Source organism: Mesorhizobium sp. M0139 (assembly GCF_040322455.1).
Lineage (GTDB): Bacteria > Pseudomonadota > Alphaproteobacteria > Rhizobiales > Rhizobiaceae > Mesorhizobium.
In genome coordinates, this window is sequence record NZ_JAMYTN010000008.1 from 147574 (window position 1) to 172178 (window position 24605).

Here is a 24605-nt window from a genome sequence, read left to right on the forward strand (position 1 = left end):
AGCCTGATGCCGGACGCCAGAAGCAACTATACCAGACCCTCTCCGGACGCGCTGCTCGAGCATGCGGAACGGGAAGAGCGCGGCCGCCTGCGGATATTTCTGGGTGCTGCACCCGGTGTCGGCAAGACCTACGAAATGCTGATGGCCGGCCGCGCCATGCTTGCCGACGGCATCGACGTGGTCATCGGCATCGTCGAAACCCACGGCCGCAAGGAAACCCTGGCGCTGGTCGAAGGCTACGAGGTCATCCCGCGCCAGAAGGTCGACTACAAGGACCGCGTGCTGAATGAGATGGACATCGACGCCATCCTCGCCCGCCGGCCGGCGCTGGTGCTCGTCGACGAACTCGCCCACACCAACGCACCCGGCAGCCGCCACCCCAAGCGCTATCTCGACGTCCAGGAAATCCTTGCGCGCGGCATCGACGTCTACACCACGCTCAATATCCAGCATGTCGAGAGCCTGAATGACGTCGTGGCACAGATCACCCGCGTCAGGGTGCGCGAAACGGTCCCGGACTCCATCATCGACCAGGCCGACGACATCGAGATCATCGACCTCACGCCCGACGACCTGATCAAGCGGCTGAAAGAGGGAAAGGTCTATTTCCCCAACACTGCCCAGCGCGCAGTCGAAAACTATTTCTCGCCGGGCAATCTGACCGCGCTTCGGGAATTGGCGCTGCGCCGCACCGCCCAGCGCGTCGACGAGCAGTTGCTCAACCACATGCAGTCGCACGCGATTCCCGGCCCTTGGGCGGCGGGCGAAAGGGTGCTCGTCTGCGTCGATGCGCGTCCGGGCGGAGCGTCTCGTGTCCGCTATGCGCGCCGGCTGGCCGACCGGCTGCGCGCACCGTGGACGGCGCTGCATGTCGACACGCCGCGTTCGGCCGCCATGTCGGAGGAAGACAAGGACCAGCTGGCCACGCTCTTGCGCCTGGCCGAGCAGCTCGGCGCCGAGGTGACGACCATTCCGGGCCAGAACGTCGCCCAGGACATCGTCCGCCACGCCACGGCCAACAACTTCACCCATATCGTCGTCGGCAGGCCGACCCGCTCGCGCTGGCGCGAACTGATCGAGGGTTCGCTCACCTACGATCTGATCCGCAATGCCGGCGATATCAGCGTCCATGTCATTTCAGGAACGGAGCGCGACAACGAGGCCACGTCGAGGGTCAAGGCGGCGGCCGAGCAGACGCCATTTCAAATCTGGCCTTATCTTTTCTCGACGGTCTATGTCGCCGGCGCGCTTGCCGTCAGCGCCGTCCTCGATCAGTTCCTCGACGTTCGCAACCTTGCCAGCGTGCTGCTGCTGGCGGTGCTGACATCGGCAGTGACCTTTGGCCTGTGGCCGGCGCTGTACGCCTGTTTCCTCAGCGCCATTGCCTTCAACTTCTTCTTTCTCGAGCCGCGCTACACGATGACGATCCGCGATCCGGAGAGCATCGTTGCCTTCGCCGTCTTCCTCGTCGTTGCCGTCATCGCTAGCAATCTGACGGCGCGTGTGCAGCGTCAGGCAGCCGCCGCCCGTTCACGCGCCCGGGCCACCGAGGACATCTACCTCTTTTCAAAGAAGCTCGCCGGCGCCGGCACGCTCGACGACGTTTTGTGGGCCACAGCCTTCCAGATCGCCTCGATGCTGAAGCTGCGCGTGGTGCTGCTTTTGCCGGAAGAAGGCACGATCACCGTCAAGGCCGGTTATCCCCCCGATGACACGCTGGCCGAGGCCGACATCGCGGCTGCACGCTGGGCTTGGGAACACAACCGGGCTGCCGGCCGTGGCGCCGATACCCTGCCCGGGGCAAAACGCCTCTACCTCCCCTTGCGCACCGCACGCACGGCCGTCGGCGTCGTCGGCCTCGACAATGACAAGCAAGGCCCGCTGCTGACGCCCGAGCAACAGCGCCTGCTCGACGCGCTGGCCGACCAGGCGGCGGTTGCCATCGAGCGCATCCAGCTGGTCGCCGATGTCGATCGCGCCAGGCTGGCGGCCGAGGCCGACCGCTTGCGCTCGGCACTGCTGACGTCGATCTCGCATGATCTGAAGACCCCGCTGGCGGCCATCATGGGCGCGGCCGGCACGCTCAGGGAATTTGCGCCGGCACTGCCCGAGAACGATCGGGCCGAGCTGCTGACCACCGTGCTCGACGAGTCCGAACGGCTGAACCGCTTCATCGCCAATCTGCTCGACATGACCAAGATTGAATCGGGCGCCATGGAACCGAATTTCGCCCTGCACTATGTCGGCGATGTCGTTGGCTCGGCCTTGCAGCGGGCACGCAAGATCACTGCCGGGCACAAGACCGAGATCGATATTCCGCCCGACCTGCCGATGCTGAAGCTCGATCCGGTGCTGTTCGAGCAGGTGCTGTTCAATCTGTTCGACAATGCCGCGAAATACGCGCCACCGGGATCGACAATCCGGCTGCAGGGCTGGGCCGACAATGGCTCCGTCGTGCTGCAGATCATGGATGAGGGACCGGGCATTCCGCCCGCCGACCTGGAGCGCGTCTTCGACAGCTTTTACCGGGTGCGCAAGCGCGATCAGGTCCAGGCCGGCACCGGGCTCGGCCTGTCGATCTGCCGGGGCTTCATCGAGGCGATGGGCGGCACTATCATGGCGGCGAACCGCAGCGATCGCCAAGGCGCGGTCTTCACCATCCGCATGCCGAAGCCGGCACGATCGCCCGGCCTGGACGAACGGAACGCGGACGGGCAAAACTCTGGTGATCCGGCATGACAAATTCCAACGTCAGCATACTGGTCGTCGACGACGAGCCGCCGATCCGCAAACTGCTGCGCGTCGGCCTCGGCAGCCAGGGTTATGCGGTCAGCGAAGCGCCCAACGCCAACGCTGCGATCGAACTCGTCGATGCACAAAAGCCGGATCTGATCCTGCTCGACCTCGGCCTGCCCGGCATGGGTGGCCTCGATCTCCTGCGCAAATGGCGCGACGACGGCCTCGACGTGCCCGTGGTCATCCTGTCCAGCCGCACCGACGAAGCCGGCATCGTCGCGGCGCTCGAACTCGGCGCTGACGACTACATCACCAAGCCGTTCGGCATGAACGAGCTGGTCGCCCGCATCCGCGTCGCGCTGCGCCACAAATTCCAGCAGCATGGCGAAAAGCCGGTGTTCCACACCGGCGATCTCAGCGTCGACCTGGTCAAGCGCATCGTCAAGGTCGAAGGCAAGGAGATAAAGCTCTCCCCCAAGGAATACGACATATTGCGTATTATGGTGCAGCATGCCGGCAAGGTGCTGACCCACCATTTCCTTCTGAAGCAGGTGTGGGGCGATTCGACCGACGTGCAGTATCTCAGGGTCTATGTCCGCCAGCTCCGGCAGAAGATCGAAAAGTCGCCCGACCAGCCGCGCTACATCACCACCGAAACCGGGGTGGGGTACCGGCTACGCGAGGTTGAGTGACCGCGCGCTTGCTGCTCAGTCGACCGACAATTCCGCCGTCCGTGCCAGTGCGCCGCCGAAGCCGTTGAGCGGGATGGTGAAACTCACCGCTTGACCGGTGTCGGCCGCGAAGGCGTCGATCTTCAGCGTGGTGGCTGCCTTGAGCAGCGGCGTGACGCTGGCATCGAACGCCACCGGCACCAGGCAGCCGACGGCCTGGCAGGTGTTGAACGGCAGGCTGCCTTCCAGCTTCTGGTCGTCGATGGTCAGGCTGACGCCTTTGGCGAGTGCCAGGCCGAACGGCAGCGCCAGCGTTCCGGTGGCATCCTCGCCGCTCTTGCTCGACAGCTCGATGGCCAGCAGGCGCTGGTTGGACTGCTTGTTGAACTGCTGATGCGACAGGCTGCAAACCTTGGCCGTGCCGGTTACCTGGCAATTGACCGTCCAGTCGCCATGTGTCTCGGACAGCGCCGAGGCGCCGCCAGGCAATGTCGGGCCGGCAGCAGGGGCGGGCGCTGCGGCGGCAGGCGCCGCCTTGTCGGTCTTGGTTTGCGCCGCGACTGCCACGGAGCCAAGAATACAGATGCTGCCCAGTAGCGCCGCGAAATATACTTGCCTGCTTTTCATCAATATGCTCCCGATTGTGCCTCGAGTCAGCCGCGATTGAGGCCGAGATCCGCGCCCGATAGAGCGGTCAATCGATCTTTTCTGTCAAGTGCGGCAGGCCGCATCCTCAGGGATTTCGCCAACCCGTGGCAGATCGGCCCATGGCAGACCCGCCCATGGCAGATCGAGACGAACGCCCTATATAGAGAGGAGGTTATATCTGTACGGGAATGAACTGATGTCGACGCTTCGCCTATCGACAGTTCTGATGTCGGCAATGCTGGCGGCGGCAACGCTCGCCGGCATCATGCAATCTGCTGCGGCTCAGTCCGTCAATCCCAGCGCCAACCGGCTGATCCAGCAGAACCAGCTGCAGCAATTGCGCAACAGCCTGCAGCGGCAGCAGTTCCAGCAACAGCAGCAGCAATATCGCGAGCAGGACCGTCGGATCGTGCCGCAGCCGCGCCCCGAAGTGCCCGTCGTCCGGCAAGCTTGTCCGATTCAGATCGTCAACAACCAGATTGTGCGTGTTTGCCGTTGATATCGGTCGCTTGCGATTTACTTAGTCGACTTATTTACTAAAAATGCCTCATTGCCTCGCGGGCATATCAGGGGTTTGCAGGCGGCGTGCGGCGGTGCGCCCGCCGACCGGATTTTCAGCACATGGCGACGACCAAGAAAAAGGCGGTACGCAAGGCAAGGCGAGGCGAACGCATTCGCCAAGTCGCCGCCATTCCCTTTCGCCTGGACGTTTCAGGCAATTTCGAAGTGATGCTGGTGACGTCGCGAGCGACGAAGCGGTTCATCGTGCCCAAGGGCTGGCCCATGAAAGGCAAGAGCGGGCGCAAGGCCGCCACCATCGAGGCGCGCGAAGAAGCCGGCGTGCTCGGCAAGACCCGCAAGGCGCCGGCCGGCAGCTATTCCTACTGGAAACGGCTGGAGCACAATTTCGTGCGCGTCGACGTCGTCGTCTATCTGTTGGAGGTGTCCGAGGAACTGGCCAACTGGCAGGAGGCCAAGAGCCGCCAGCGGGCATGGCTCAAGCCGCAGGACGCGGCGTTGCTCATCGATGAGCCGGATCTCTCGACGCTGATGGCCAACCTGGCGCCGCCTCAGCCGGCAGTGCCGGACCCGGCCTGACCAACCTCACTTGCCCTCGTCCCCTTCAGCGGGACCCTCATCCCCCTCAGCGGGAAATGGTCGCAGCGGCGTGCCCGTATAGGCCCACAGCCATTCGCGCGGCAGCGGCCCTTTGTTGCGCTCGCTTTGCTGCGACTGTTCCCATGCATGCGCCAGGATGCCCACCGAGCGCGAGAGCACGAACAGGCCGCGCGTCAACGGCGGCGGAAAGCCGAGCTCGCCATAGATGACGGCGGTGGCGCCGTCGATGTTGAGCGGTATTTTCTTGCCCTTGCGCCGTGCCACCTCTGCTTCGACGGCCTCGGCGATGTCGGCGAAGCGTCCGCTGACGACGCCGCGCGCGGCAAAATCGCGCGTCACTTCGATCAGGCGCGGCGCGCGCGGATCGACCGGGTGGAAGCGATGGCCAAATCCCGGCACATAGCCTTTCTCCTCGGCGAAGAAACGGTCGAGCCGTGCGGCTACGGCTTGGTCCAGCGCAACACCCTGGTCAAGTGCCACGGCAATGTCGCCATAGAAGGACAGCGCCTGTTCGCCGGCGCCGCCATGCACGTCACCCAGCACGTTGACGGCGGACGCCATGGCGCTGTTGATGCCGACGCCGCAGGTGATGGCCATGCGGGCAATGGCGATCGACGGCGCCTGCGGCCCGTGGTCGACGGCCGCCCCCAGCGCAATGCCGAGCAGCGCCGCCTGCTCCTCGCTCGGCAATTCGCCGCGCAGCATCAGCCAGATCGTGGCCGGAAAGCTGACGCGGCCGATCAGCTCCTGGATTTCATAGCCGCGCAGCCGGATGATGCCGGGGCTCATCTCGATGATGCCGGTCTGCCACCATTCCTCGCCGCGTTCGCGGCCGGTTTTTCTCTCGCTCACGCGCTTCTCCTGGCGCGCGGCGGCAGGGTGGAAAAAACCTCGTCCATATGCTCACCCAGCACCGGTGGCGGCAGGACCGGCAAGGGTGCCGCGCCATCGACCATGAAGCCGCCGCGCACCACGGTCAGCGGCTGCGCCATGCCGGGCAGACCCTGGAAACGCGTGGTCATGTCGCGCTCGACGACCTGACGCTCGCCAAGCACTTGGGGGATCGTCAGCACCCGGCCCGCCGGCACGCCGGCGCGGTTGAATTTTTCCTCCCAGGCTGCGGCCGAGGCGCTCGCCAAGGCCGTCTCGATCAGCACCTTCAGCACAGCGCGGTTCTGCTTGCGCGTCTCGCGCTCGGCAAAGCGCGGATCGTCGGCCAGTTCCGGCTGGCCGATCAGCCGGCAAAGCATGACGAACTGCTCCTGCTTGTTGGCGGCGATGTTGAGCAGGCCGTCGCCGGTGCGAAACGCGCCGGAGGGCGCAGCCGTCATGTTCTCATTGCCCATCGGCTGCGGCTCGACGCCGGCGGTCAGATAGTTGGACACCGGCCAGCCCAGCGCCGACAGCGTGCATTCGAGCATCGAGACATCGAGAAACGCGCCCTCGCCCGAGGTCTTCTGCTTGACCAGCGCCGCGGCGATTGCGAAGGCCCCGACCAGCCCGCCCAGCGTGTCGGCGACGGGATAGCCGACCCGCAAGGGTGCTGTCTCCGGCGTGCCGGTGATGCTCATGATACCGGACAGCCCCTGGATGATCTGGTCGTAGGCCGGATTGTCGCGCATCGGCCCGCTCTGGCCGAAACCGGATATGGCGCAATAGACGAGACCGGGGCGGACCGCTTTCAGCACCTCATAGCCGAGACCCAGCCGCCCCATCACGCCCGGTCGAAAATTCTCGACCAGCGCGTCGGCCGAGGCGACGAGATCGAGGAAGCGTTCGCGGTCGGCTTCGCTTTTGAGATCCAGCACCACCGATCGCTTGCCGGCATTCTGCGCCAGGAACGACGCGCCCATGCCGGCTTTGTTGAGCGCCGGCGAGGCGCCGAGCTGGCGCGCCAGATCGCCGCCTTGCGGCGTCTCGACCTTGATGACATCGGCGCCGAGCAGCGCCAGCTGATAGGCACAATAAGGGCCCGCCAGCACATTGGTCAGATCGAGGATGCGGATGCCGGCAAGCAGATCGGTCATGATGCTCCAGGTTGCTCAGGCATCGCCCGGCACATGCTCCGGTCCGCGACGGCGCCGGTGCTCGATGAAGGCCCAGATATGCGGCCCGGCTAGGCCGATGAAGGCGAGGATCAGCAGCACCAGCGACAGCTTGTGGGTGTAGAACACCGACCAGTCGCCGTTCGAGATCGTCATCGCCCGGCGGAACTGCGTTTCGGCGAGCGGCCCCAGGATCATGCCGATGATGACCGGCGCTGTCGGGAAATCGAAGCGCCGCATCAGGAAGCCGGCGGCCCCCAGGAGATAGAGGATGACGAGGTCGATCGGCGATTGCGAGATGCCGTAGGTGCCGACGGTGGCGAACACCAGGATGCCGGCATAGAGCTGCGGCGCCGGGATTTTCAACAGCCGTACCCACAGCCCGATCAGCGGAAGGTTGAGGACGACCAGGATGACGTTGGCGATGAACAGGCTGGCGATCAGGCCCCAGACCAGATCGCCCTGCGTCGTCAACAGCAGCGGTCCCGGATTGATGCCGTAGCTCTGGAAGGCCGACAGCATGATTGCGGCGGTCGCCGAGGTCGGCAGGCCAAGGGTGAGCATCGGCACCAGCACGCCGGCGGCAGACGCATTGTTGGCGGCTTCCGGTCCGGCAACGCCCTCGATGGCGCCGACCGTGCCGAACTCCTCCTTGTGCTTCGACAGCTTCTTTTCGATGGCATAGGACAGGAAGGTCGGGATCTCGGCGCCGCCGGCAGGCATGGCGCCGATCGGGAAGCCGATAAAAGCGCCGCGCAGCCATGGCTTCCACGATCGTCCCCATTCGGCCGCTGTCATGTAGAGCGATCCCTTGAGCGGCACGATCTCGTCCTTGCCGGCATAGCGGCGCGAGGCCATGTAGAGCGTCTCGCCGACGGCAAACAGGCCGACCGCGGCAATGATGACATCGACGCCATCGAGCAGTTCGTTCATGCCGAAGGTGAAGCGCGGCTGTCCCGTCTGCAGGTCGACGCCGATCATGCCGATGACGAAGCCGATGAACAGGCTGGTGAGGCCGCGCACGGAGGACGAGCCGAGCACCGCCGAAACCGTGATGAAGGCGAGCACCATCAGCGAGAAATATTCAGCCGGCCCGAAGGCCAGCGCGAACTTCACCACCACCGGCGCCAGGAAGGCGACGCCCATCGTGCCGATGGTGCCGGCGACGAAGGAGCCGATCGCCGAGGTCGCCAGTGCCGCGCCGCCGCGACCCGAGCGGGCCATCCTGTTGCCTTCCAGCGCGGTGACGATGGTGGCGCTTTCGCCCGGCGTGTTGAGCAGGATCGAGGTCGTCGAGCCGCCATACATGGCGCCGTAATAGATGCCGGCAAACAGGATGAAGGACGCCTCCGGCGCCACCTGGTAGGTGATCGGCAGCAGCAGCGCGATGGTCAGCGCCGGCCCGAGGCCGGGCAGCACGCCGATGGCCGTGCCGAGCGTGGTGCCGACCAGGCACCACAGCAGGTTCATCGGCGAGAAAGCGACGGAAAATCCGTGGGCGAGATGGCCGAGCGTCTCCATGGCGTCAGCCCCTCGCAGTGGCGATGATCGCGTCGATCACCGTGTTCAGCTGGTTTTCGATGAAGCCGGCGCCAATGTTGACGCCGAGCGCCCTGGCAAAGCCGAAATAGGCGGCAAGCGCCAGGATCAGGCCGGTCAGCGCATCGCGCAGCGTGTGCTTGCTGCCGAAGCCATAACAGACGAGCACGAACATGATGACCGAGGCGGCGGTGAAGCCGAGCGGCTGGATCAGCACCAGATTGGCGACCAGGCCGGCAACGACGATGCCCATGGCCTTCCAGTCGGTCGGCGTTTCCTTTTCCTCCTGCGGCTGCCAGCCGCCGCGCAGCGCGGCGACGATGAGCAGCAGCGAAAGCACGATCATGCCGGTCATGGTGATGTAGGGAAAGACGGTCGGCCCGACCTTGGAATAGAGCGGCGAAACCGGGATCGCCAGGGTCTGCCACGCCACGGCCGCAGCACAGGCGAGAAGCCCGATGCCGATCAACAATTCGGGCATGGCAAGGCGCGGGGGCGCCGGCTGCTGGTCGCTGGTGCTCATCGATGTCCTCCCGAGATGGCCGGCATCCTCCCGCCGGCCGCATCCGCAGTTTCACTCCCAGCGCATGATATGTCCATGCCGCAGGCGAATGTCGGAAGGGGCGGCCGTGGCCGCCCCTGAAGACATCAGGCGAGGCCGAGATCCTTGAGGATCGCGGTGATGCGGGCGGTGTCGTCGACGAGGAATTTCGCATAGTCGTCGCCGGTGAGCAGGATGGGCGTCCAGTTGCGGTTCTTGCATTCGGCTGCCCAGGCATCGCTCTTGGCCATGGTCTCGATCATCGTGACCATCGCCGCCTCATCGGCGTCGGAGACGCCTGGCGGTGCGAAGACGCCGCGCCAGTTGAACAGTTCGACGTCAATGCCGGCTTCCTTCATCGTCGGTGCGTCGATGCCGTCCTGGCGCTTGTCGGCGGAGATCGCCAACAGCCGAAGCGCGCCCGCCTTGACCTGCTCGGAGAACTCGCCGAAGCCAGAAATGCCGGCCGCCACCTGGTTGCCGAGCAGCGCCGACAGCGCCTCGCCGCCGCCGGCGAAAGGCACATAGGAGAGGTTGGTTGCCGGAACGCCGACCGTCTTGGCGATCAGCCCGAACAGGATGTGGTCGGAGCCGCCGGCCGAGCCGCCGGCCACGGGAACCTTGGTCGGATCCGCTTTGAGCGCGGCGACGAAATCGCCGGCCGTCTTGAACGGCGAATCCGCCGGCACCACCAGCGCCTCGAACTCGCCGGTGAGGCGGGCGATGGGCGTCACTTCGGAAAGGTTGTTGGCCGATTTGTTGGCGATGATGGCGCCGACCATGACCATGCCGGCCACCATCAGCGAATTGCCCTTGCCCTTCCACTGGCTGATGAACTGCGGCAGGCCGACAGTGCCGCCGGCGCCGCCGACATTGGTGATCTGCGAGCCGGAGATCAGTTTTTCACTGCGCAGCACCTGGTCGATGGTGCGCCCCGTCTGGTCCCAGCCGCCGCCGGGCGCGGCCGGCACGAAGATCTGGATCTGCGGTGCATCCTGAGCGAAAGCGGGCGTCAAATGCGTTGCGACGAATCCGGCAGCGCCTGCGGCCGCGGTGCTCATCAAAAATCTGCGTCTGTTCAGCATGGGATTCCTCCAAATCACGACACCTCCTCCGGTGCCTGCCAGAAACGTAGCCTGAAAACAGACCCGCTCGGCAAAAATTCATGCCGATTTCGGTACGTTCTGTCAACAGGAACGCTGTTCTACTAGACAGAACCATGGATGTGCGGCACAATCACTTCGGCCGGCCTTTGTCCGAGCAGGTAAACTGGAATGAAACTGTTCGTGAGATGACCGAAGCGCGATCCCAGCCGTTGCCGGCCGATGGCGTTGCCGCGCTCGACCGCGCGATCGCCATTCTCGACGCGTTCGCGACCGCCGACCGCTCGCTCAGCCTGGCCGAGATCGCGGCGCGCACCGGGCTCTACAAAAGCACCATTTTGAGGCTGGCGAACTCATTGCTGCGCGGGCAGTTGCTGGAGCGGCTCGACGATGGCCGCTACCGCATCGGACCCGCCACCTTCCGGCTCGGCGCGCTCTACCAGCGCTCCGTGGTGGCGGTCGACATCCTGCTGCCGATCATGCGCGATCTCGCCGAGCGCAGCTGGGAAAGCGTGGCGTTCTATGTCCGCTCGGGCGACGCCCGCACCTGTCTCTACCGCGTCGAATCCAAGCATCCTATCCGCTACACGATCCGGGAAGGCGACCTGCTGCCGTTGCTCACCGGCTCGGGCGGCCGCGTGCTGGCAGCGTTTTCAGGCCAGCCGGGCGAACCATACGAGACCATCCGCAAGGCCTGCCACTATCTGTCGATCGGCGACCGCGACCCTGAGACGGCGGGCGTCTCGGTGCCGGTGTTCGGACCGGGCCGCGTTCTGCTCGGCGCCTTGACGCTCGCCGGCCCGTCGACACGCGTCGATACGGCGTTCCTGCGCCGCATGACACCGGACCTGCTGGAGGCCGCCGCTCGCGCCACCCGCGCCTTCGGCGAGGATGCCTCGATGCTGGAGCAGGCAGCGCGCCTAGCCGGCGCTGAAACCGTGATCGGCCTCAGTTCGCCTTGACCAGCACCACGCGGCGGTTCTTGGCGCGGCCGGCTTCGTCGTCATTGCTGGCGACGGGCGCCATCATGCCGGCGCCGGCGGCGGTCAGCCGGCCGCCATCGATGCCGTATTTCGAGACCAGCGCCGCCTTCACCGACTGCGCCCGCCGCGACGACAGATCGATATTGTAGTCGAACGCGCCCTGGTTGTCGGTATGACCGACGACGATCACCGCCATGCCGGGCTCGTTGGTCAGAAGCGTCGAGATCTCCTTCAGCGTCGGTTCCGATTCCGGCTTGATGTCGGCCTTGTCGGTGTCGAAGAAGATGCCGTAGAGCGAGATGGAGCCGGTGGCCGACAGCGAATCCGCCATCTTGGCCGCTTCGACCACCACCATCTTCTTGTCGCGCGCCTTGGGCTCCAGCACCTGAACGACGGCAATGGTGCGGCCGTTGAGTTCCTTGCAGTAGAGGTCGTCGATCAGCGAATAGGCCTGAACCGTGACATAGGCGTCGCCGCCGTCCTGCGGCAGCTTGGCGGCGAAGAAGCGCTGGTCGTTGATACCGGTGGTTACCGCACAGGCGCCATTGGAAAAGGCCGCGTCCTTGACGTCGCTTTCATGGAAGAAATACATCATCAGGCTCATGTCGCCGCCGCCACCGCTCGACGACCGGTCGGCGGCGCCGCCGCACTCTTCCTTCTTGCATTCGAACAGGACTTCGCCGCCGGCGGCCGCGATCACATCCTGGTAGTTGCGCAGCACTTCGAGCGGGGAGCGCTCGGCCGGCAGCACATAGGCGATGCGGGTCAGCGCGCCTTCGACCTCAGCCTTCTTGTCCGGCGCGAACACACGGTTGTTCATCGTGTCACGGGCCTCCGGATCGGCGCTCGGCTTCAGCGGCGACAGCGGCACTGTAAAATCGGTATAGGCGAATTTTTCGTAGGAGACGATGAACGACCCCTCGTAGCGCTTGGCCAGATGATTGTCGGCACCGCCCTCGATGTCGGCGGTCGGCACCGTCGCATCGGCGCCCGCCAGTTGCACGGCCGCCAGCAGCAGCAGCCCCGCCCAGAAAAGCTTCAGAAATATCGCATTGATCGCACGCATGGTCGGCTCCCCCAAAGAGCAATTCCAGGAAAAGTGTGAGCGGTTTTCCCACAGGAATTGCGTAGCTAGATTAGAATAGCCAACCCTGGCAGAACGTGGAAATTGCGTCGATGAAGCGCTTCACACCCGCCGTTCGAGCAGGATCGTCAGCCCGTCGTGATAGGTGGTTTCCAGGACCTTGGTGTAGCCGCACTTTGCCGCAACGTTCAACGAACCGGTGTTTTCCGGATCGATGATGCAGACGGTTCTCGCGCCGGCAAAGGTGTCGTCGCCCCAGGCCAGGGCCCTTCTGACGACTTCGCTGGCAAGACCCTTGCCATGCGCTTGCGGCGCCAGCGCCCAGCCGGCTTCCGGAATGCCCTCGAGCGACGGCTCGATGTCCCGCTTCAGATCGTGGAATCCGGCCTCGCCGATGAAGCGACCGCTGGCCTTGTCCTCGACCGCCCAGAAGCCGTAGCCGAGCAGCGACCACAGGCCGGCATGCCGCAGGAACCGCATCCAGCTTTCCTCCCGCGTCCGCGGCTTGCCGCCGATGAAACGGGTGGTGACGGGGTCGGCCCACATGACGGCATAGTCGTCGAAATCTTCGATCCGGTGCGCCCGCATGATGGTCCGTTCCGTTTCGAGAACCGGGACGCCGGCTGTTTTTGGACTGCCCATGAAACTCTGCCTCCGTTGACGGTCAGCGCTTAGCAAACCAGCGCGCCCGGACAAGGGCCAAGCCGGATCATCATTCAGCCAGGGAAGCTTCCGAACGGCCTGGCGCGACCAGGCGGTCGAAGCGAACAGCGTCGGCTTACTTTCAGCCGTGCCAGACCATCTTCATGTAGAGCCCACCGCGCCGCAATTCGTCCAGCATCTGGTCGAGCCGCTTCTGCCTGGTGTCGCTGCGTTTGGCGCGGGCGACCCAGCCGAGATAGTCGTTCTTCTGGTAGTCCGGCCGCGCCTCGTAGGCCGCTGTCAGTCCTTTTTCGGTCAGGGCGATGCGGATGTCGTCCGGCATCGGGTTCAGGGCGCGCTTCAGTCCGGTCATTTCAGAAAACCCCAGCTGTCAGGATGGCGACGCCGATGGTCCAACCCAGGTCCGCCTCTGGGAATTCTGCCGAACGATGCTACCTTTCGCAACCGGTCCGGCAAGGGCCGGTCTCGATACTGCCAATGGGAGGAGAACGCCATGGACACCACCGATCTCGTGCTTGCCATTTTCCATCATCTGCTGGTGTTGTCGCTGGCCGGCATCATCGGCGCCGAATTTGTCCTGATCCGCGGCGACCTCTCCGCCGCCACGCTCAAGCGGCTTGCCGGCATCGACCGCCATTATGGCATCATCGCCATGCTGATCATCATCATCGGCATCTGCCGCGTCATCTACGGCCTGAAGGGCTGGGAATTCTACGTCTACAACTGGGTGTTCTGGGCCAAGATGGCGGCATTCGGCATCGTTGGCCTGCTGTCGATCATCCCGACCATCCGCTTCATCTCTTGGAAGCGGCAAGCCAGTGCAAATCCCGGCTTTCAGGTGCCGGTGGCGGAACTCGCCTCGGTGAAGACCTATGTGCGCGCCGAAGCCTTCATCTTCCTGCTGATCCCGATCTTCGCGGCGGCGATGGCGCGCGGCTACGGTTATTGAAGCAACGCCAACACCAAACCCATCTCCGCCGGGCATACTCCGCACTGATCGCCATGGTTGCGCACGGCTGTATTTTGCAGTTTGCGTCAGGCGACAATCTGTTAGCTTGCCTTTGTTGCACCGTCGCTGCCTGACCTGCACAGCGATCGGAGATTGATATCCTGGGAGGAGAATTACGATGAGGAAAATTGTAGCCGCCCTGGCCGCCGCCGCGGCCGTCTCGCTTTATTCGTTCGCCGCCAGCGCACAGACCTATCCCGAGCGCACCATCACCGTCGTCGTGCCGTTTGCGGCCGGCGGTCCGACCGACACGGTTACGCGGCTCGTCGCCGAAGCCATGTCGAAGGATCTCGGCCAGCAGATCATCGTCGAAAATGTCGGCGGCGCCGGCGGCACGCTGGGCGCCGGCCGCGTCGCCAACGCCGACCCGGATGGCTACACGCTGCTCCTCCATCACATCGGCATGGCGACCAGCGCGACCCTCTACAGAAAACTCGCCTATGACACGCTGAACGCCTTCGAGTATGTCGGCCTCGTCACCGAGGTGCCGATGGCGATCGTCGCCCGCAAGGACCTGGAGCCGGCCGACCTGAAAGGGCTGGTCGAATACGCCAAGACCAACAAGGACACCATCACTGTAGCCAATGCCGGCATCGGCGCTGCCTCGCATCTGTGCGGCATGCTATTCATGAGCGCCATCGGCACGCCGCTGGTCACCGTACCCTACAAGGGCACCGGCCCGGCCATGACCGACCTTCTCGGCGGCCAGGTCGACATTATGTGCGACCAGACTACCAACACCACCAAGCAGATCCAGGGCGGCACGATCAAGGCCTATGCCGTCACCACGCCGGAACGCCTCGACGTGCTGAAGGACGTGCCGACGACCATCGAAGCCGGCCTGCCCGCGGTGCAGGTCAGCATCTGGCACGGCCTCTATGCGCCGAAGGGCACGCCGGCCGAGATCACCGGCCGACTGTCGAAATCGCTCCAGGTCGCGCTGAAGGACCCCAACGTCATCGCCCGCTTTGCCGAACTGGGCACCAAGCCGTCGTCCGAGTCCGACGCGACGCCGGCAGCGCTGAAGGCCAAGCTGGAAGGCGAGATCACGCGTTGGAAGCCGATCATCGAAGCCGCCGGCCAATACGCCGACTGAGGCTTGAACGGGGCGCTGCCGGCGCCCCGTTTTCGCTTCGACGTCCGTTTCACATTTGCAACGGCAGCCGTCGCAAGGGTCAGGGAGGACCGCCATGAAACCTTTCGCCATCGACAGGACAAACGGCCTGTGCGCCGCGCTGTTCATCTTTTTCGGCGCCTTTTTCGCGATACAATCGCTCGGCCTCGAAATCGGCACCGCCTTCCGCATGGGACCGGGCTATTTCCCGCTGGTGCTGGCGATCGTGCTGATCGTGCTTGGCGCCATCATCCTCGTCCAGGCGGTGCGCGTCGAGGGCGAGCCGATCGGCCCCATTGCGTGGCGCGGCATGCTGTTCATCCTGCCGGCGCCGATCTTTTTCGGCATGACCGTGCGCGGCCTCGGCTTCGTCCCGTCGATCTTCCTGACGGCGCTGATCGCCTCTTTTGCCAGCGCCCGCATGAAGCCGCTGACGGCACTTCTGCTGTCGGCCGGCCTGACGCTGTTTTCGGTGCTGGTCTTCAGCTACGCGCTCGGGCTGCCATTCCAGCGCTTCGGCCCCTGGTTGCCCCAATGGCTGGCATTGTGAGGCGCTGAGATGGACCTCCTCAGGAACCTCGAACTCGGCTTTTCGACGGCCACCACGCCGGCCAATCTGGGTTTTTGCCTCATCGGCGTTCTGCTCGGCACGCTGATCGGCGTCCTGCCCGGCATCGGCGCCACCGCAACCATCGCCATGCTGCTGCCGATCACCTTCCAGATCGGCGACCCGGTCTCGTCCCTCATCATGCTGGCCGGCATCTACTACGGCGCCCAGTATGGCGGTTCGACCACCGCCATTCTCATCAACATGCCCGGCGAATCCTCCTCGGCCGTGACCGCCATCGACGGCTACCAGATGGCCAGGAACGGTCGCGCCGGGGCGGCTCTGGCGATCGCCGCGATCGGCTCGTTCTTCGCCGGCACGGTGTCGACCTTTCTCGTCGCCGTCTTTGCCCCGCCGCTGACGGCAATAGCCCTGCAATTCGGCGCGGCCGAATATTTTTCGCTGATGATCGTCGGCCTCGTCTCGTCCATCGCGCTCGCCCACGGCTCGATCGTCAAGGCGCTGGCGATGGTCGTGCTCGGCCTGCTGCTCGGCATTGTCGGCACCGACATCTACACCGGCACGCCGCGCTTCACGCTCGGCATCCGCGAATATGCCGACGGGCTGAACTTCGTCGCGGTGGCGGTCGGCGTCTTCGGCGTTGCCGAGATCCTGCGCAATCTCGAAAACGAGCACGAGCGCTCGGTGATGATCAAAAAGGTCTCCGGCCTGATGCCGACCCGCGACGACTTCAAGGCGATGGCCGCGCCCATCGTGCGCGGCACGATCATCGGTTCGGCGCTCGGCATCCTGCCCGGCGGCGGCGCGGTGCTTGCGGCCTTTGCCTCCTACACGGTCGAAAAGCGCGTGTCGAAACACCCGGAGGAGTTCGGCAAGGGCGCCATTGCCGGCGTCGCCGGACCGGAATCGGCCAACAATGCCGGCGCCCAGACCTCCTTCATTCCGATGCTGACGCTGGGCATTCCGGCCAATCCGGTCATGGCGCTGATGATCGGCGCCATGATCATCCAGGGCATCGTGCCCGGCCCCAATGTCGCGATCGAGCAGCCGGCGCTGTTCTGGGGCACCATCGCCTCGATGTGGATCGGCAATCTGATGCTGATCGTGCTGAACCTGCCGCTGATCGGGCTGTGGGTGAAGCTGCTGACGATCCCCTATTATGTGCTCTTCCCGATCATCATGGCGTTCTGCTCGATCGGCGTTTACAGCGTCAACACCAACGCCTTCGATCTCTACGCGGTGGCATTCTTCGGCCTGCTCGGCTACATCCTGACCAAGCTGCGCTGCGAACCCGCCCCCCTGCTGCTCGGCTTCGTGCTCGGCCCGCTGCTCGAGGAAAACCTGCGCCGCGCCATGATCCTGTCGCGCGGCGACCCTTCGACCTTCGTGACGCGGCCGATCAGCGCCGGCCTGCTGCTCGTCGCACTGGCCGTGCTCGTCGTCGTCTTCCTGCCGTCGGTCAAGAAGAAGCGCGAAGAGGTGTTCGTGGAGGAAAGCTAGTTGTCGGGACGCCGGGCGCCGCGATTTCCACCAGCGGCGCCGGCACGTCTGTCGTCTTCACCTCGGCCTTGCAGAGATCGGCGATGACGCAGGCCGGGCAATCGGGCTTGCGCGCCTTGCAGACATAGCGGCCATGCAGGATCAGCCAGTGATGCGCATGGCGCATATACTCGTCCGGGATGATCCGCAGCAGCCCTTGCTCGACCTGTTCGGGCGTCTTGCCTGGCGCCAGGCCGAGGCGGTTGCCGATGCGGAAAATATGGGTGTCGACCGCCATCGTGTGCTGGCCGAACGCCATGTTGAGCACGACATTGGCGGTCTTGCGCCCGACCCCCGGCAGCTTGACCAACTCATCGCGCTCGCTGGGCACCTCGCCGCCGTAATCGCGTATCAGCGCCTCCGAGAGCGCCACGACATTCTTGGCCTTGTTGCGCCAGAGTCCGATGGTGCGGATGTACTCGCCGACCCTGGCTCCGCCCAGCGCCAGCATCTTTTCAGGTGTGTCGGCGACCTTGAACAACGCCCGCGTCGCCTTGTTGACGCCGGCATCGGTCGCCTGCGCCGACAGCACCACGGCCACCAGCAGCGTGAAGGCGTTGACGTGCTCGAGCTCGCCCTTCGGCTCGGGCCGCTGCACCGAAAACCGCCGGAAGATCTCATGCACCTCGGCGGCGCTGTAGAGCGAACGGAGCCGCGCCGGCCGCGGTCGCGGCTTGGCATTCGAGCCGTCGCGCCGCCCGGGCGGCAGTTCACTTTTGGATAGGGAAAGATTTTTGGACTTGGGGCTGGCCATTTCCCTCCTATAATATCCTGGGATGAGCGACACAAACGCCTCGTTTCAGGCCGACGAGCCATTCTTCCAGGCGCTGCTGACACCGCACCGCTCGCTGGGCCGCACCGGCTTTGCCGTGCTGATGGGCGCGCTGCTGTTCGGCTGGGTGGTGACCGGGGCGTTTTTCCTGTCGCGCGGCGCTTGGCCGGTGTTCGGCTTCTTCGGCCTCGACGTCATCGCCGTCTACATCGCCTTCCGCGCCAACTATCGTGCCGCCCGTGCCCGCGAGGAAGTGTCGGTGTCGCGCACCAGCCTCGACATCCGCAAGACGGCGCCCTCGGGCCGGTCGGAAGCGCATAGCTTCAACCCGTTCTGGGCGCGCTTTTCCGTCGCTCGCCATGCCGAGATCGGCATCACCAGGATGACGGTGGAAGCACAAGGACAGAATGTGCCGATCGGGTCATTCCTGGACCCTGACTCCCGCGAGAGTTTTGCCACTGCATTTTCACGTGCTCTGACAAAAGCCAGGACGCGTTAGAGCCGGCGCGTCAGAACCGGTAGCGTAAAATCCTGCCGACCTTGCGCAATGCGGGAATGTGTCTCCAGAGCCCGATGAACAGTTTTGCGGACCAGCTCATATGCGCTGTGCGTTCCGCGCTGTAGGCCGAGATATCGTCGACAAAGCGCAGCTTCGGAACGGCACGCTCCAGTACCTGCGGGTCGTCGATCGCCCAGTGAACCTCGGCGCCCGTCGCCCTGATGGTCGGATTGAGGCGCAGCATCTTCAGGCCGAAGTGGCTGTAGGCGTCGAACATCAGCTCGCCGCCGGCAAGATGCGCGACAAGGCGTGACAGCAGCCGTGGCCCCTCCTCTACCGGGAGATAAGGCGTCAACCCCTCCATCACCACGACGGCCGGACGATTGCTCGGCACTTCTGCCAGCCAGTCTGGGTCGGTTACCGAAGAGCCGACGAGGTGGTAGTGGTCCCGGGACGGGTAAAGCTTGCGCCGGAGCGCGATGACATCCGGAAAATCGACATCGAACCACTCCACGCCTTCGGGTGGATCGACACGGAAAATGCGCGTATCGAGCCCGCAGCCGAGATGCAGCACGATGGCGCCGGGATTTTTGGCGATGAAGTCCTGAACGCGGACATCATACGTCTTGGCCCGGATCGCCAGGCCGATGCCGAGATTGGTGTCGACCTTGAGGCGCGAGAAATCATAGTCGATCTTGCGCACGGCCTCGTCGGCGAAGCGATCCCCGAGCAGCGAATGCGGCAGCCGGCTTTCCAGTGCCTTGCCATAAAGCGTCATCAGCAAGGTCTCCCTTGCTCCGCTCAGATTCACCCTTTCGCCGGCCATTGGCATCTCCCGGGGCGCAATCCAGTATTTATCTGGGAACAGGCGGCAACAAGGCAAGTTTCGGGTGGTTGCAAGGGGCGGAAAGACCGACATTCGCGGTCAAGGAGATATTGCCATGAACGCCCAGATGACCATGAATACGCAGATGAAACCGACAGCGATCCTGCAGCACGACATCACCCCCGAGGGCAGCGACTACGAGGTCGTGCGCCGCGCCATCGAGAAGATCAGCCTCGACTATCGCGACCAGCCCTCGCTGGAAGCCCTGGCAGCCGATGTCGGCGAGACACCCACGGGCCTGCAAAAACTGTTCACCCGCTGGGCCGGCCTGTCGCCAAAAGCCTTCCTGCAGGCGGTCACCCTCGACCATGCCCGCAAACTGCTCGATTCCGGCATGCCGCTCCTCGAAACATCGTTCGAACTCGGCATGTCCGGCCCCGGCCGGCTGCACGATTTGTTCGTCACCCACGAGGCGATGTCGCCGGGCGACTACAAGACGCGCGGCGCCGGCCTGACCATCCGCTACGGCTACCACATCTCGCCCTTCGGCATCGCCCTGATCATGGTCACCGACCGTGGCCTTGCGGGGCTCGCCTTCAACGATCCGGGCGGCGAGCGGGCGGCTTTCGCCGACATGTCGGGCCGCTGGCCGAACGCCACCTATGTCGAGGACATGAGCGCCACCCAGCCCTATGCGGCGCGCATCTTCGATCCGACATTGTGGCGCGCCGACCAGCCGCTGCGCGTGGTGATGATCGGCTCCGACTTCCAGCTGCGCGTCTGGGACGCGCTGCTCAGGATCCCGATGGGCAAGGCCTGCACTTATTCCTCGATCGCCTCCAGGATCGGCGCGCCAAACGCCAGCCGGGCGGTGGGGGCGGCGGTCGGCGCCAACCCATTGTCCTTCGTCGTCCCTTGCCATCGGGCGCTGGGCAAGTCCGGCGCACTCACCGGCTACCACTGGGGCCTGACCCGCAAACGCGCCATCCTCGGTTGGGAAGCGGGCCAGACCGCGTCCTGAAGCTGCCCGCATCAAACAACACCGGCGAAATCCCTTCGCCGGTGTTTTTCTTTTTGCGAGCTCCCGGCGCAAAACATCCGCACGCTCTGGCAAGCCGCCGGCTTACAGGTTAGCTTCCCGCGCATTCCGCAGGAGGCTTTCTTGATCATCGTTGTCGGCTCGATCAACCTCGACCTTATCGCCAATGTCGACCGCCTGCCTTCGCCGGGCGAGACGGTCCGCGGCTCCGGCTTCACCACCGCGCCCGGCGGCAAGGGCGCCAACCAGGCGCTGGCTGCGGCGCGCGCCGGCGCCAAGGTGCGCATGGTCGGCGCCGTCGGCAAGGACAATTTCGCAACCGAAGCCCTGGCTTTGCTCGTGGCCGGCAAGGTCGATCTCTCCGGCGTCGGCCAGAGCTTCGCCTCCACCGGCACGGCGCTGATCCTCGTCGGCGCCGATGGCGAGAATGTCATTGCCGTGGTGCCGGGCGCCAATGATTCGGTGCTGCCCGGCGATCTCGCCAAGGCTTTCCTTGCGAAGGGCGACGTCGTCCTGCTGCAGCACGAGATCCCGCTGCAGACCGTCGATGCAGCGCTTGACGCCGCACGCGCCGCCGGCGCCGTCACCGTGCTCAACACCGCGCCGTTCCGTAGCGAGGCGGCAGCGTTGCTCGGCAAGGCCGACTACGCCGTCGCCAACGAAACCGAATTCGACCTTTACGGCGAGGCGCTGTCGCTGAAAGGCCGCGACCGCCCGGCGCGCATGCGCGACTTCGCCGGCAAAACCGGCCGCACCATCGTCGTCACGCTCGGCGGCGACGGCGTGCTGGCGGCGACCCCGGAGGATTTCCTGACCGTGCCGGCGCTGAAAATCACGCCGGTCGACACGGTCGGGGCTGGCGATACTTTTTGCGGTTATCTCGCTGCCGGGCTGGCGTCCAACCTGCCGCTGGAGCAGGCTCTCACCCGCGCCGCAGCCGCCGGCTCACTCGCCTGCCTGAAGCCCGGCGCCCAGCCGGCCACCCCGCTGGCCGCGGATGTGGACACCGCCCTGCGCAACAACGCCGGATGACTGCCCTGCGCCCTACAACGAAGCACGCCGTGCCCCCCGCCGGCGACATCTGCCGGATGTCCGCTGTCGACCTGGCCGAGGCGATCCGGCTGCGCCGCCTGTCCGTGCGCGAGTTGGTCGCCGCATTCCTCGACCGCATCGACGCGGTAAACCCGCTGGTCAACGCCATCGTCTCGTTGCGCGAGCGCTCCGACATCCTGCGCGAGGCCGACGCGGCGGACGCGCATCTAGCGCAAGGCGGGCCGGCCGGCTCGCTGTTTGGCCTGCCGATGGCGATAAAAGACCTCGCCATGACGCGCGGCTTGAGGACCAGTTTCGGCTCGCCGATCTTTGCCGATTTCGTGCCGCAGGAGGACGATTTCTTCGTCGAGCGCATCCGCAAGGCCGGCGCCATCATCATCGGCAAGACCAATGTTCCCGAATTCGGGCTGGGATCCAACACCTACAACAACGTGTTCGGCCCGACGCTGAACGCCTTCGATCCGGCGCTCACCGCAGGCGGGTCGAGCGGCGGCGCTGCGGTCGCCCTTGCACTCGACATGGTTCCGGTCGCCGACGGCAGCGATTTCGGCGGCTCGCTGCGCAATCCGGCGGCGTGGAACAATGTCTATGGCTTCCGCCCGTCGCAGGGCCTTGTCCCCGGAGGGCCGGACCTGGAAGTCTTTCATGCTCAGATGGGCATAGACGGGCCGATGGGCCGCAGCATCAGCGACATGGCGCTGCTGCTCGACGTGCAGGCGGGCTACCATCCGCATGCGCCCTTGTCCTGGGAAAAGCCTGGTTCATTCCTCGAAGGGCTGGCAACGCCGGCAAGCGGCGGCCGCGTCGGCTGGCTCGGTGATCTCGGCGGTCACCTGCCGGTAGAGCCTGGCATCCTCGATCTGTGCGAGGCCGCACTCGGCCGCTTCGCGGAGGCATCCTTCCTGACCGAGCCCTTGCTGCCGGATTTCGATTTCGAGGCACTGTGGCAAGCCTTCGTGACGCTGCGGCAGGCGAGCAGCGGCTCGGCGCTGAAAGTCCATTATGACGACCCGCACAAGCGCGCCCTGCTGAAGCCGGAAGCCGTCTGGGAGGTGGAGAACGCCATGCGGCTGACGGCGCCGCAGATCCGCGCGGCCTCGGTCATCCGCACCTCCTGGCACCGGACGCTGCTGTCGCTGTTCGAGCACTTCGATCTCATCGCGCTGCCGACGGCGCAGGTCTTTCCTTTCGAAGTCGGCACGCATTGGCCAAGTGAGGTCGCCGGACGGACGATGGACAGCTACCATCGCTGGATGCAGGTTTCGGCCTTCGCCACGCTCGGCGGCTGTCCGGCGCTCAACGTGCCCGTCGGCTTCGACGACAAAGGCCGCCCCTTGGGCATGCAGCTGATCGGCCGGCCGCGCGGCGACCTCGCCGTGCTCAGGGCCGGAGCGGCCTATGAGGCGACCCTGCCTTGGCAGGTGGGGGCGTCCTGACGCGAGGGGCGGCACGGTCTGCGACCGGCTTGCACCAGCCCCGCCGCCATGCATTGATTGCAGCCAGCCGCCTAAGCGCATCCTCGAGGAAATCCCCATGTCGCTGGAACTCTACGCCGCCTATGTCCTTGCCTGCATCGTCATCATCCTGGTGCCCGGTCCGACTGTCACGCTGATCATCGCCAACAGCATCCGCCATGGCTACCGCGCCGGCCTTGCCAATGTCGCCGGCACGCAGGCTGGGCTCGCCGTGATGATCGCCATTGTCGGCATCGGCCTCAACACGCTGATATCGGGCATGGGCCACTGGTTCGAATGGGTACGCCTGATCGGCGCCGCCTATCTGATCTGGATGGGGGTGCAGATGTTCCGTTCCAAGGGCGCGCTGAATGCCGACGGCACCGCGAGAAAGCCGCGCGGCGGCTTCTTCCTGCAGGGCCTGCTCGTGGCGCTGAGCAACCCCAAGACCCTGGTGTTCTTCGGCGCCTTCTTCCCGCAATTCATCGCCCCGCAGGGCAATTACACCCTGCAGATCGTCGTCATGGGCCTTACCGCCATGATCTTTGCCGCCGTCTCGGACTCGACCTACGCGCTCGCCGCCAGCCGCGCCGGCCGCCTGCTCTCGGCCAGCCGCATCAAGCTGATGTCCAGGATCAGCGGCAGCTTTCTGGTCGGCGGCGGCCTGTGGCTGGCGTTTTCCAAGGCGAAGTGACGACCGCCAACGGTCGTTCCCAACGGAGCCGGTACGTGAAGGCTGATTGAAAGTCAGTCTTCACGCCACCACATGAATCGGCGTGGGGGGATTCACGTCGATGTCATGGACTTACGCTGGCATAAAAAGGGACGCGCCCGGCGTGATCCTGATCGTCGTCCTGTTTGCGGTGATGGTTCCTTCGGCTCTCTACAAATGGACGAATGATGCGAGCCCCATCCGGTCGGTCGAGCCAATCGACGCAACGGTCAAAAGTACCCATTCAGACAACGGCCGCACGCTTTATCTGGTTGCACTCGAAACCGGTTCGTCCATTCTTGTCGAAGACGACCTCCCGCATCTGATCGGCGCGCCGGCAAGATTGGAGCGCGTCACGCGCGAGAATGGATCGACCTTCTACAGGTTCGCAAATTGAACTACCGCCGGTCACGATACCAATGAAACGCAGCGTCCTTGCTGTCAGGTGATACGCATTGGCCAAGGCTCGGCATTCCCTTGCCTGGATGACCCTGCAGGAGAACCTCAGGGGCATCCTCATCACCATCCTCGTCGTGGGCGTTTGCGCCCTTGCAATTGGCATCCCGATTGCGAGGCAAAGCAGCCCCATCGTCAATGTCGAACGCCTGACCGGTACAGTGGTCAACGTTCTCAACGCTCCTGCAAGTCCCGAGGTCGCGATCGGCAGCGGGTTCCGTTACTTGTATGGAATTCGCCTCGATGAAAATGACGGCCTGGTGTTTGCATATGACAACACGACAGTGCCGAGAGCCATTGGCTCCAAGGTTTCGATCGAGCGGCAGCGTCGCCGCAACGATACCGAAACATACCGCCTGCTTCGCGAATAAGTGCACAGGTATCGCCCAGAAGCGCTAAGCCCCTGGGCGAACGATCTGTATCAAGGCAGGC

Annotated in this window: 27 protein-coding genes; 16 read left to right on the forward strand and 11 right to left on the reverse strand. The window is 64.8% G+C overall.

Annotated elements, in window-relative coordinates:
- The first annotated feature begins 6 nt into the window (after positions 1–6).
- A complete protein-coding gene (locus tag NKJ58_RS15800) occupies positions 7–2739 on the forward strand; it encodes a DUF4118 domain-containing protein (protein WP_352518439.1) in 2733 nt (910 codons plus the stop codon).
- Positions 2736–3428: a response regulator transcription factor gene (locus tag NKJ58_RS15805; protein ID WP_023683092.1), complete on the forward strand. Its 693-nt coding sequence runs from the start codon at positions 2736–2738 to the stop codon at positions 3426–3428. Before NKJ58_RS15800 ends, NKJ58_RS15805 begins: the two co-directional genes overlap by 4 nt.
- A gap of 15 nt (positions 3429–3443) precedes the next feature.
- Here NKJ58_RS15805 and NKJ58_RS15810 read toward each other — a convergent pair whose 3' ends face one another.
- Entirely contained in the window at positions 3444–4034 is a 591-nt protein-coding gene (locus NKJ58_RS15810) for an invasion associated locus B family protein (protein WP_023683091.1), read from the reverse strand.
- 247 nt (positions 4035–4281) lie between these two features.
- Between NKJ58_RS15810 and NKJ58_RS15815 the strand changes: the two genes are divergently transcribed.
- Together NKJ58_RS15815 and NKJ58_RS15820 are read left to right on the forward strand one after the other, a co-directional pair.
- On the forward strand, positions 4282–4554 hold the full coding sequence (locus tag NKJ58_RS15815) for a hypothetical protein (RefSeq protein WP_023669716.1): 273 nt from the start codon (positions 4282–4284) through the stop codon (positions 4552–4554).
- A 122-nt stretch (positions 4555–4676) separates the two neighbouring features.
- Positions 4677–5153, forward strand: coding sequence for an NUDIX hydrolase (locus NKJ58_RS15820; RefSeq protein WP_023669717.1), 477 nt, complete (start codon positions 4677–4679; stop codon positions 5151–5153).
- Positions 5154–5159: 6 nt separating this feature from the next.
- Here the strand turns inward: NKJ58_RS15820 and NKJ58_RS15825 are convergent, their stop codons facing one another.
- From NKJ58_RS15825 to NKJ58_RS15845, 5 genes are all read right to left on the reverse strand, one after another.
- Complete coding sequence (locus NKJ58_RS15825) at positions 5160–6026, reverse strand: citryl-CoA lyase (protein ID WP_031197621.1); 867 nt, start codon at positions 6024–6026, stop codon at positions 5160–5162.
- A complete protein-coding gene (locus NKJ58_RS15830; protein WP_031192914.1) occupies positions 6023–7201 on the reverse strand; it encodes a CaiB/BaiF CoA transferase family protein in 1179 nt (392 codons plus the stop codon). Before NKJ58_RS15830 ends, NKJ58_RS15825 begins: the two co-directional genes overlap by 4 nt.
- A 15-nt stretch (positions 7202–7216) precedes the next feature.
- Positions 7217–8740 carry a tripartite tricarboxylate transporter permease gene (locus tag NKJ58_RS15835; RefSeq protein WP_023683088.1) on the reverse strand — a complete coding sequence of 508 codons (1524 nt, stop codon included), beginning with the start codon at positions 8738–8740 and terminating at the stop codon, positions 7217–7219.
- A gap of 4 nt (positions 8741–8744) precedes the next feature.
- Entirely contained in the window at positions 8745–9281 is a 537-nt protein-coding gene (locus tag NKJ58_RS15840; RefSeq protein WP_023683087.1) for a tripartite tricarboxylate transporter TctB family protein, read from the reverse strand.
- 125 nt (positions 9282–9406) lie between these two features.
- Entirely contained in the window at positions 9407–10384 is a 978-nt protein-coding gene (locus tag NKJ58_RS15845; protein ID WP_023683086.1) for a Bug family tripartite tricarboxylate transporter substrate binding protein, read from the reverse strand.
- Between the two features lie 206 nt (positions 10385–10590).
- Between NKJ58_RS15845 and NKJ58_RS15850 the strand changes: the two genes are divergently transcribed.
- On the forward strand, positions 10591–11364 hold the full coding sequence (locus tag NKJ58_RS15850) for an IclR family transcriptional regulator (RefSeq protein WP_023683085.1): 774 nt from the start codon (positions 10591–10593) through the stop codon (positions 11362–11364).
- On the opposite strand, the gene NKJ58_RS15855 is transcribed toward NKJ58_RS15850, so the two are convergent.
- The 3 genes from NKJ58_RS15855 to NKJ58_RS15865 all read right to left on the reverse strand — a co-directional run bounded on the left by NKJ58_RS15855 (position 11351) and on the right by NKJ58_RS15865 (position 13484).
- The gene (locus NKJ58_RS15855) at positions 11351–12451 is read right to left on the reverse strand and encodes an OmpA family protein (RefSeq protein ID WP_023733581.1); all 1101 of its coding nucleotides are present in this window, start codon (positions 12449–12451) and stop codon (positions 11351–11353) included. The genes NKJ58_RS15850 and NKJ58_RS15855 overlap by 14 nt on opposite strands.
- A 120-nt stretch (positions 12452–12571) precedes the next feature.
- Entirely contained in the window at positions 12572–13111 is a 540-nt protein-coding gene (locus tag NKJ58_RS15860; RefSeq protein WP_023683084.1) for a GNAT family N-acetyltransferase, read from the reverse strand.
- 142 nt (positions 13112–13253) lie between these two features.
- Positions 13254–13484: a YdeI/OmpD-associated family protein gene (locus NKJ58_RS15865; protein WP_023683083.1), complete on the reverse strand. Its 231-nt coding sequence runs from the start codon at positions 13482–13484 to the stop codon at positions 13254–13256.
- Between the two features lie 141 nt (positions 13485–13625).
- On the opposite strand from NKJ58_RS15865, the gene NKJ58_RS15870 reads away from it, so the two are divergent.
- The 4 genes from NKJ58_RS15870 (at position 13626) to NKJ58_RS15885 (ending at position 17323) form a co-directional block, all read left to right on the forward strand.
- Positions 13626–14081 (forward strand): DUF2214 family protein, encoded by a 456-nt coding sequence (locus tag NKJ58_RS15870; protein ID WP_023704193.1) that lies wholly within the window; start codon positions 13626–13628, stop codon positions 14079–14081.
- 178 nt (positions 14082–14259) lie between these two features.
- Complete coding sequence (locus tag NKJ58_RS15875) at positions 14260–15237, forward strand: tripartite tricarboxylate transporter substrate-binding protein (protein WP_023704194.1); 978 nt, start codon at positions 14260–14262, stop codon at positions 15235–15237.
- Positions 15238–15331: 94 nt separating this feature from the next.
- Entirely contained in the window at positions 15332–15805 is a 474-nt protein-coding gene (locus tag NKJ58_RS15880) for a tripartite tricarboxylate transporter TctB family protein (protein ID WP_023686558.1), read from the forward strand.
- 9 nt (positions 15806–15814) lie between these two features.
- Positions 15815–17323: a tripartite tricarboxylate transporter permease gene (locus NKJ58_RS15885; protein WP_023817173.1), complete on the forward strand. Its 1509-nt coding sequence runs from the start codon at positions 15815–15817 to the stop codon at positions 17321–17323.
- On the opposite strand, the gene nth is transcribed toward NKJ58_RS15885, so the two are convergent.
- Positions 17283–18116, reverse strand: coding sequence for an endonuclease III (gene nth, locus NKJ58_RS15890; RefSeq protein ID WP_023683078.1), 834 nt, complete (start codon positions 18114–18116; stop codon positions 17283–17285). The genes NKJ58_RS15885 and nth overlap by 41 nt on opposite strands.
- A 22-nt stretch (positions 18117–18138) precedes the next feature.
- Between nth and NKJ58_RS15895 the strand changes: the two genes are divergently transcribed.
- Complete coding sequence (locus NKJ58_RS15895) at positions 18139–18633, forward strand: DUF2244 domain-containing protein (RefSeq protein WP_023733582.1); 495 nt, start codon at positions 18139–18141, stop codon at positions 18631–18633.
- 10 nt (positions 18634–18643) lie between these two features.
- Here the strand turns inward: NKJ58_RS15895 and NKJ58_RS15900 are convergent, their stop codons facing one another.
- Positions 18644–19459, reverse strand: a complete 816-nt coding sequence (locus tag NKJ58_RS15900) for a class I SAM-dependent methyltransferase (protein WP_023804622.1) — start codon at positions 19457–19459, stop codon at positions 18644–18646.
- A 115-nt stretch (positions 19460–19574) separates the two neighbouring features.
- On the opposite strand from NKJ58_RS15900, the gene NKJ58_RS15905 reads away from it, so the two are divergent.
- From NKJ58_RS15905 to NKJ58_RS15930, 6 genes are all read left to right on the forward strand, one after another.
- The gene (locus NKJ58_RS15905; protein WP_023669734.1) at positions 19575–20480 is read left to right on the forward strand and encodes a methylated-DNA--[protein]-cysteine S-methyltransferase; all 906 of its coding nucleotides are present in this window, start codon (positions 19575–19577) and stop codon (positions 20478–20480) included.
- Between the two features lie 141 nt (positions 20481–20621).
- Positions 20622–21530, forward strand: a complete 909-nt coding sequence (locus NKJ58_RS15910; RefSeq protein WP_352812290.1) for a ribokinase — start codon at positions 20622–20624, stop codon at positions 21528–21530.
- The gene (locus NKJ58_RS15915; RefSeq protein ID WP_352597566.1) at positions 21527–22987 is read left to right on the forward strand and encodes an amidase; all 1461 of its coding nucleotides are present in this window, start codon (positions 21527–21529) and stop codon (positions 22985–22987) included. The genes NKJ58_RS15910 and NKJ58_RS15915 overlap by 4 nt, the downstream gene beginning before the upstream one ends.
- 97 nt (positions 22988–23084) lie before the next feature.
- Positions 23085–23699 (forward strand): LysE family translocator, encoded by a 615-nt coding sequence (locus tag NKJ58_RS15920; protein WP_023669737.1) that lies wholly within the window; start codon positions 23085–23087, stop codon positions 23697–23699.
- 142 nt (positions 23700–23841) lie between these two features.
- Positions 23842–24114 (forward strand): hypothetical protein, encoded by a 273-nt coding sequence (locus NKJ58_RS15925; protein ID WP_023712342.1) that lies wholly within the window; start codon positions 23842–23844, stop codon positions 24112–24114.
- A 58-nt stretch (positions 24115–24172) separates the two neighbouring features.
- Positions 24173–24544 (forward strand): hypothetical protein, encoded by a 372-nt coding sequence (locus tag NKJ58_RS15930; RefSeq protein WP_023712341.1) that lies wholly within the window; start codon positions 24173–24175, stop codon positions 24542–24544.
- Positions 24545–24605: the final 61 nt, after the last annotated feature.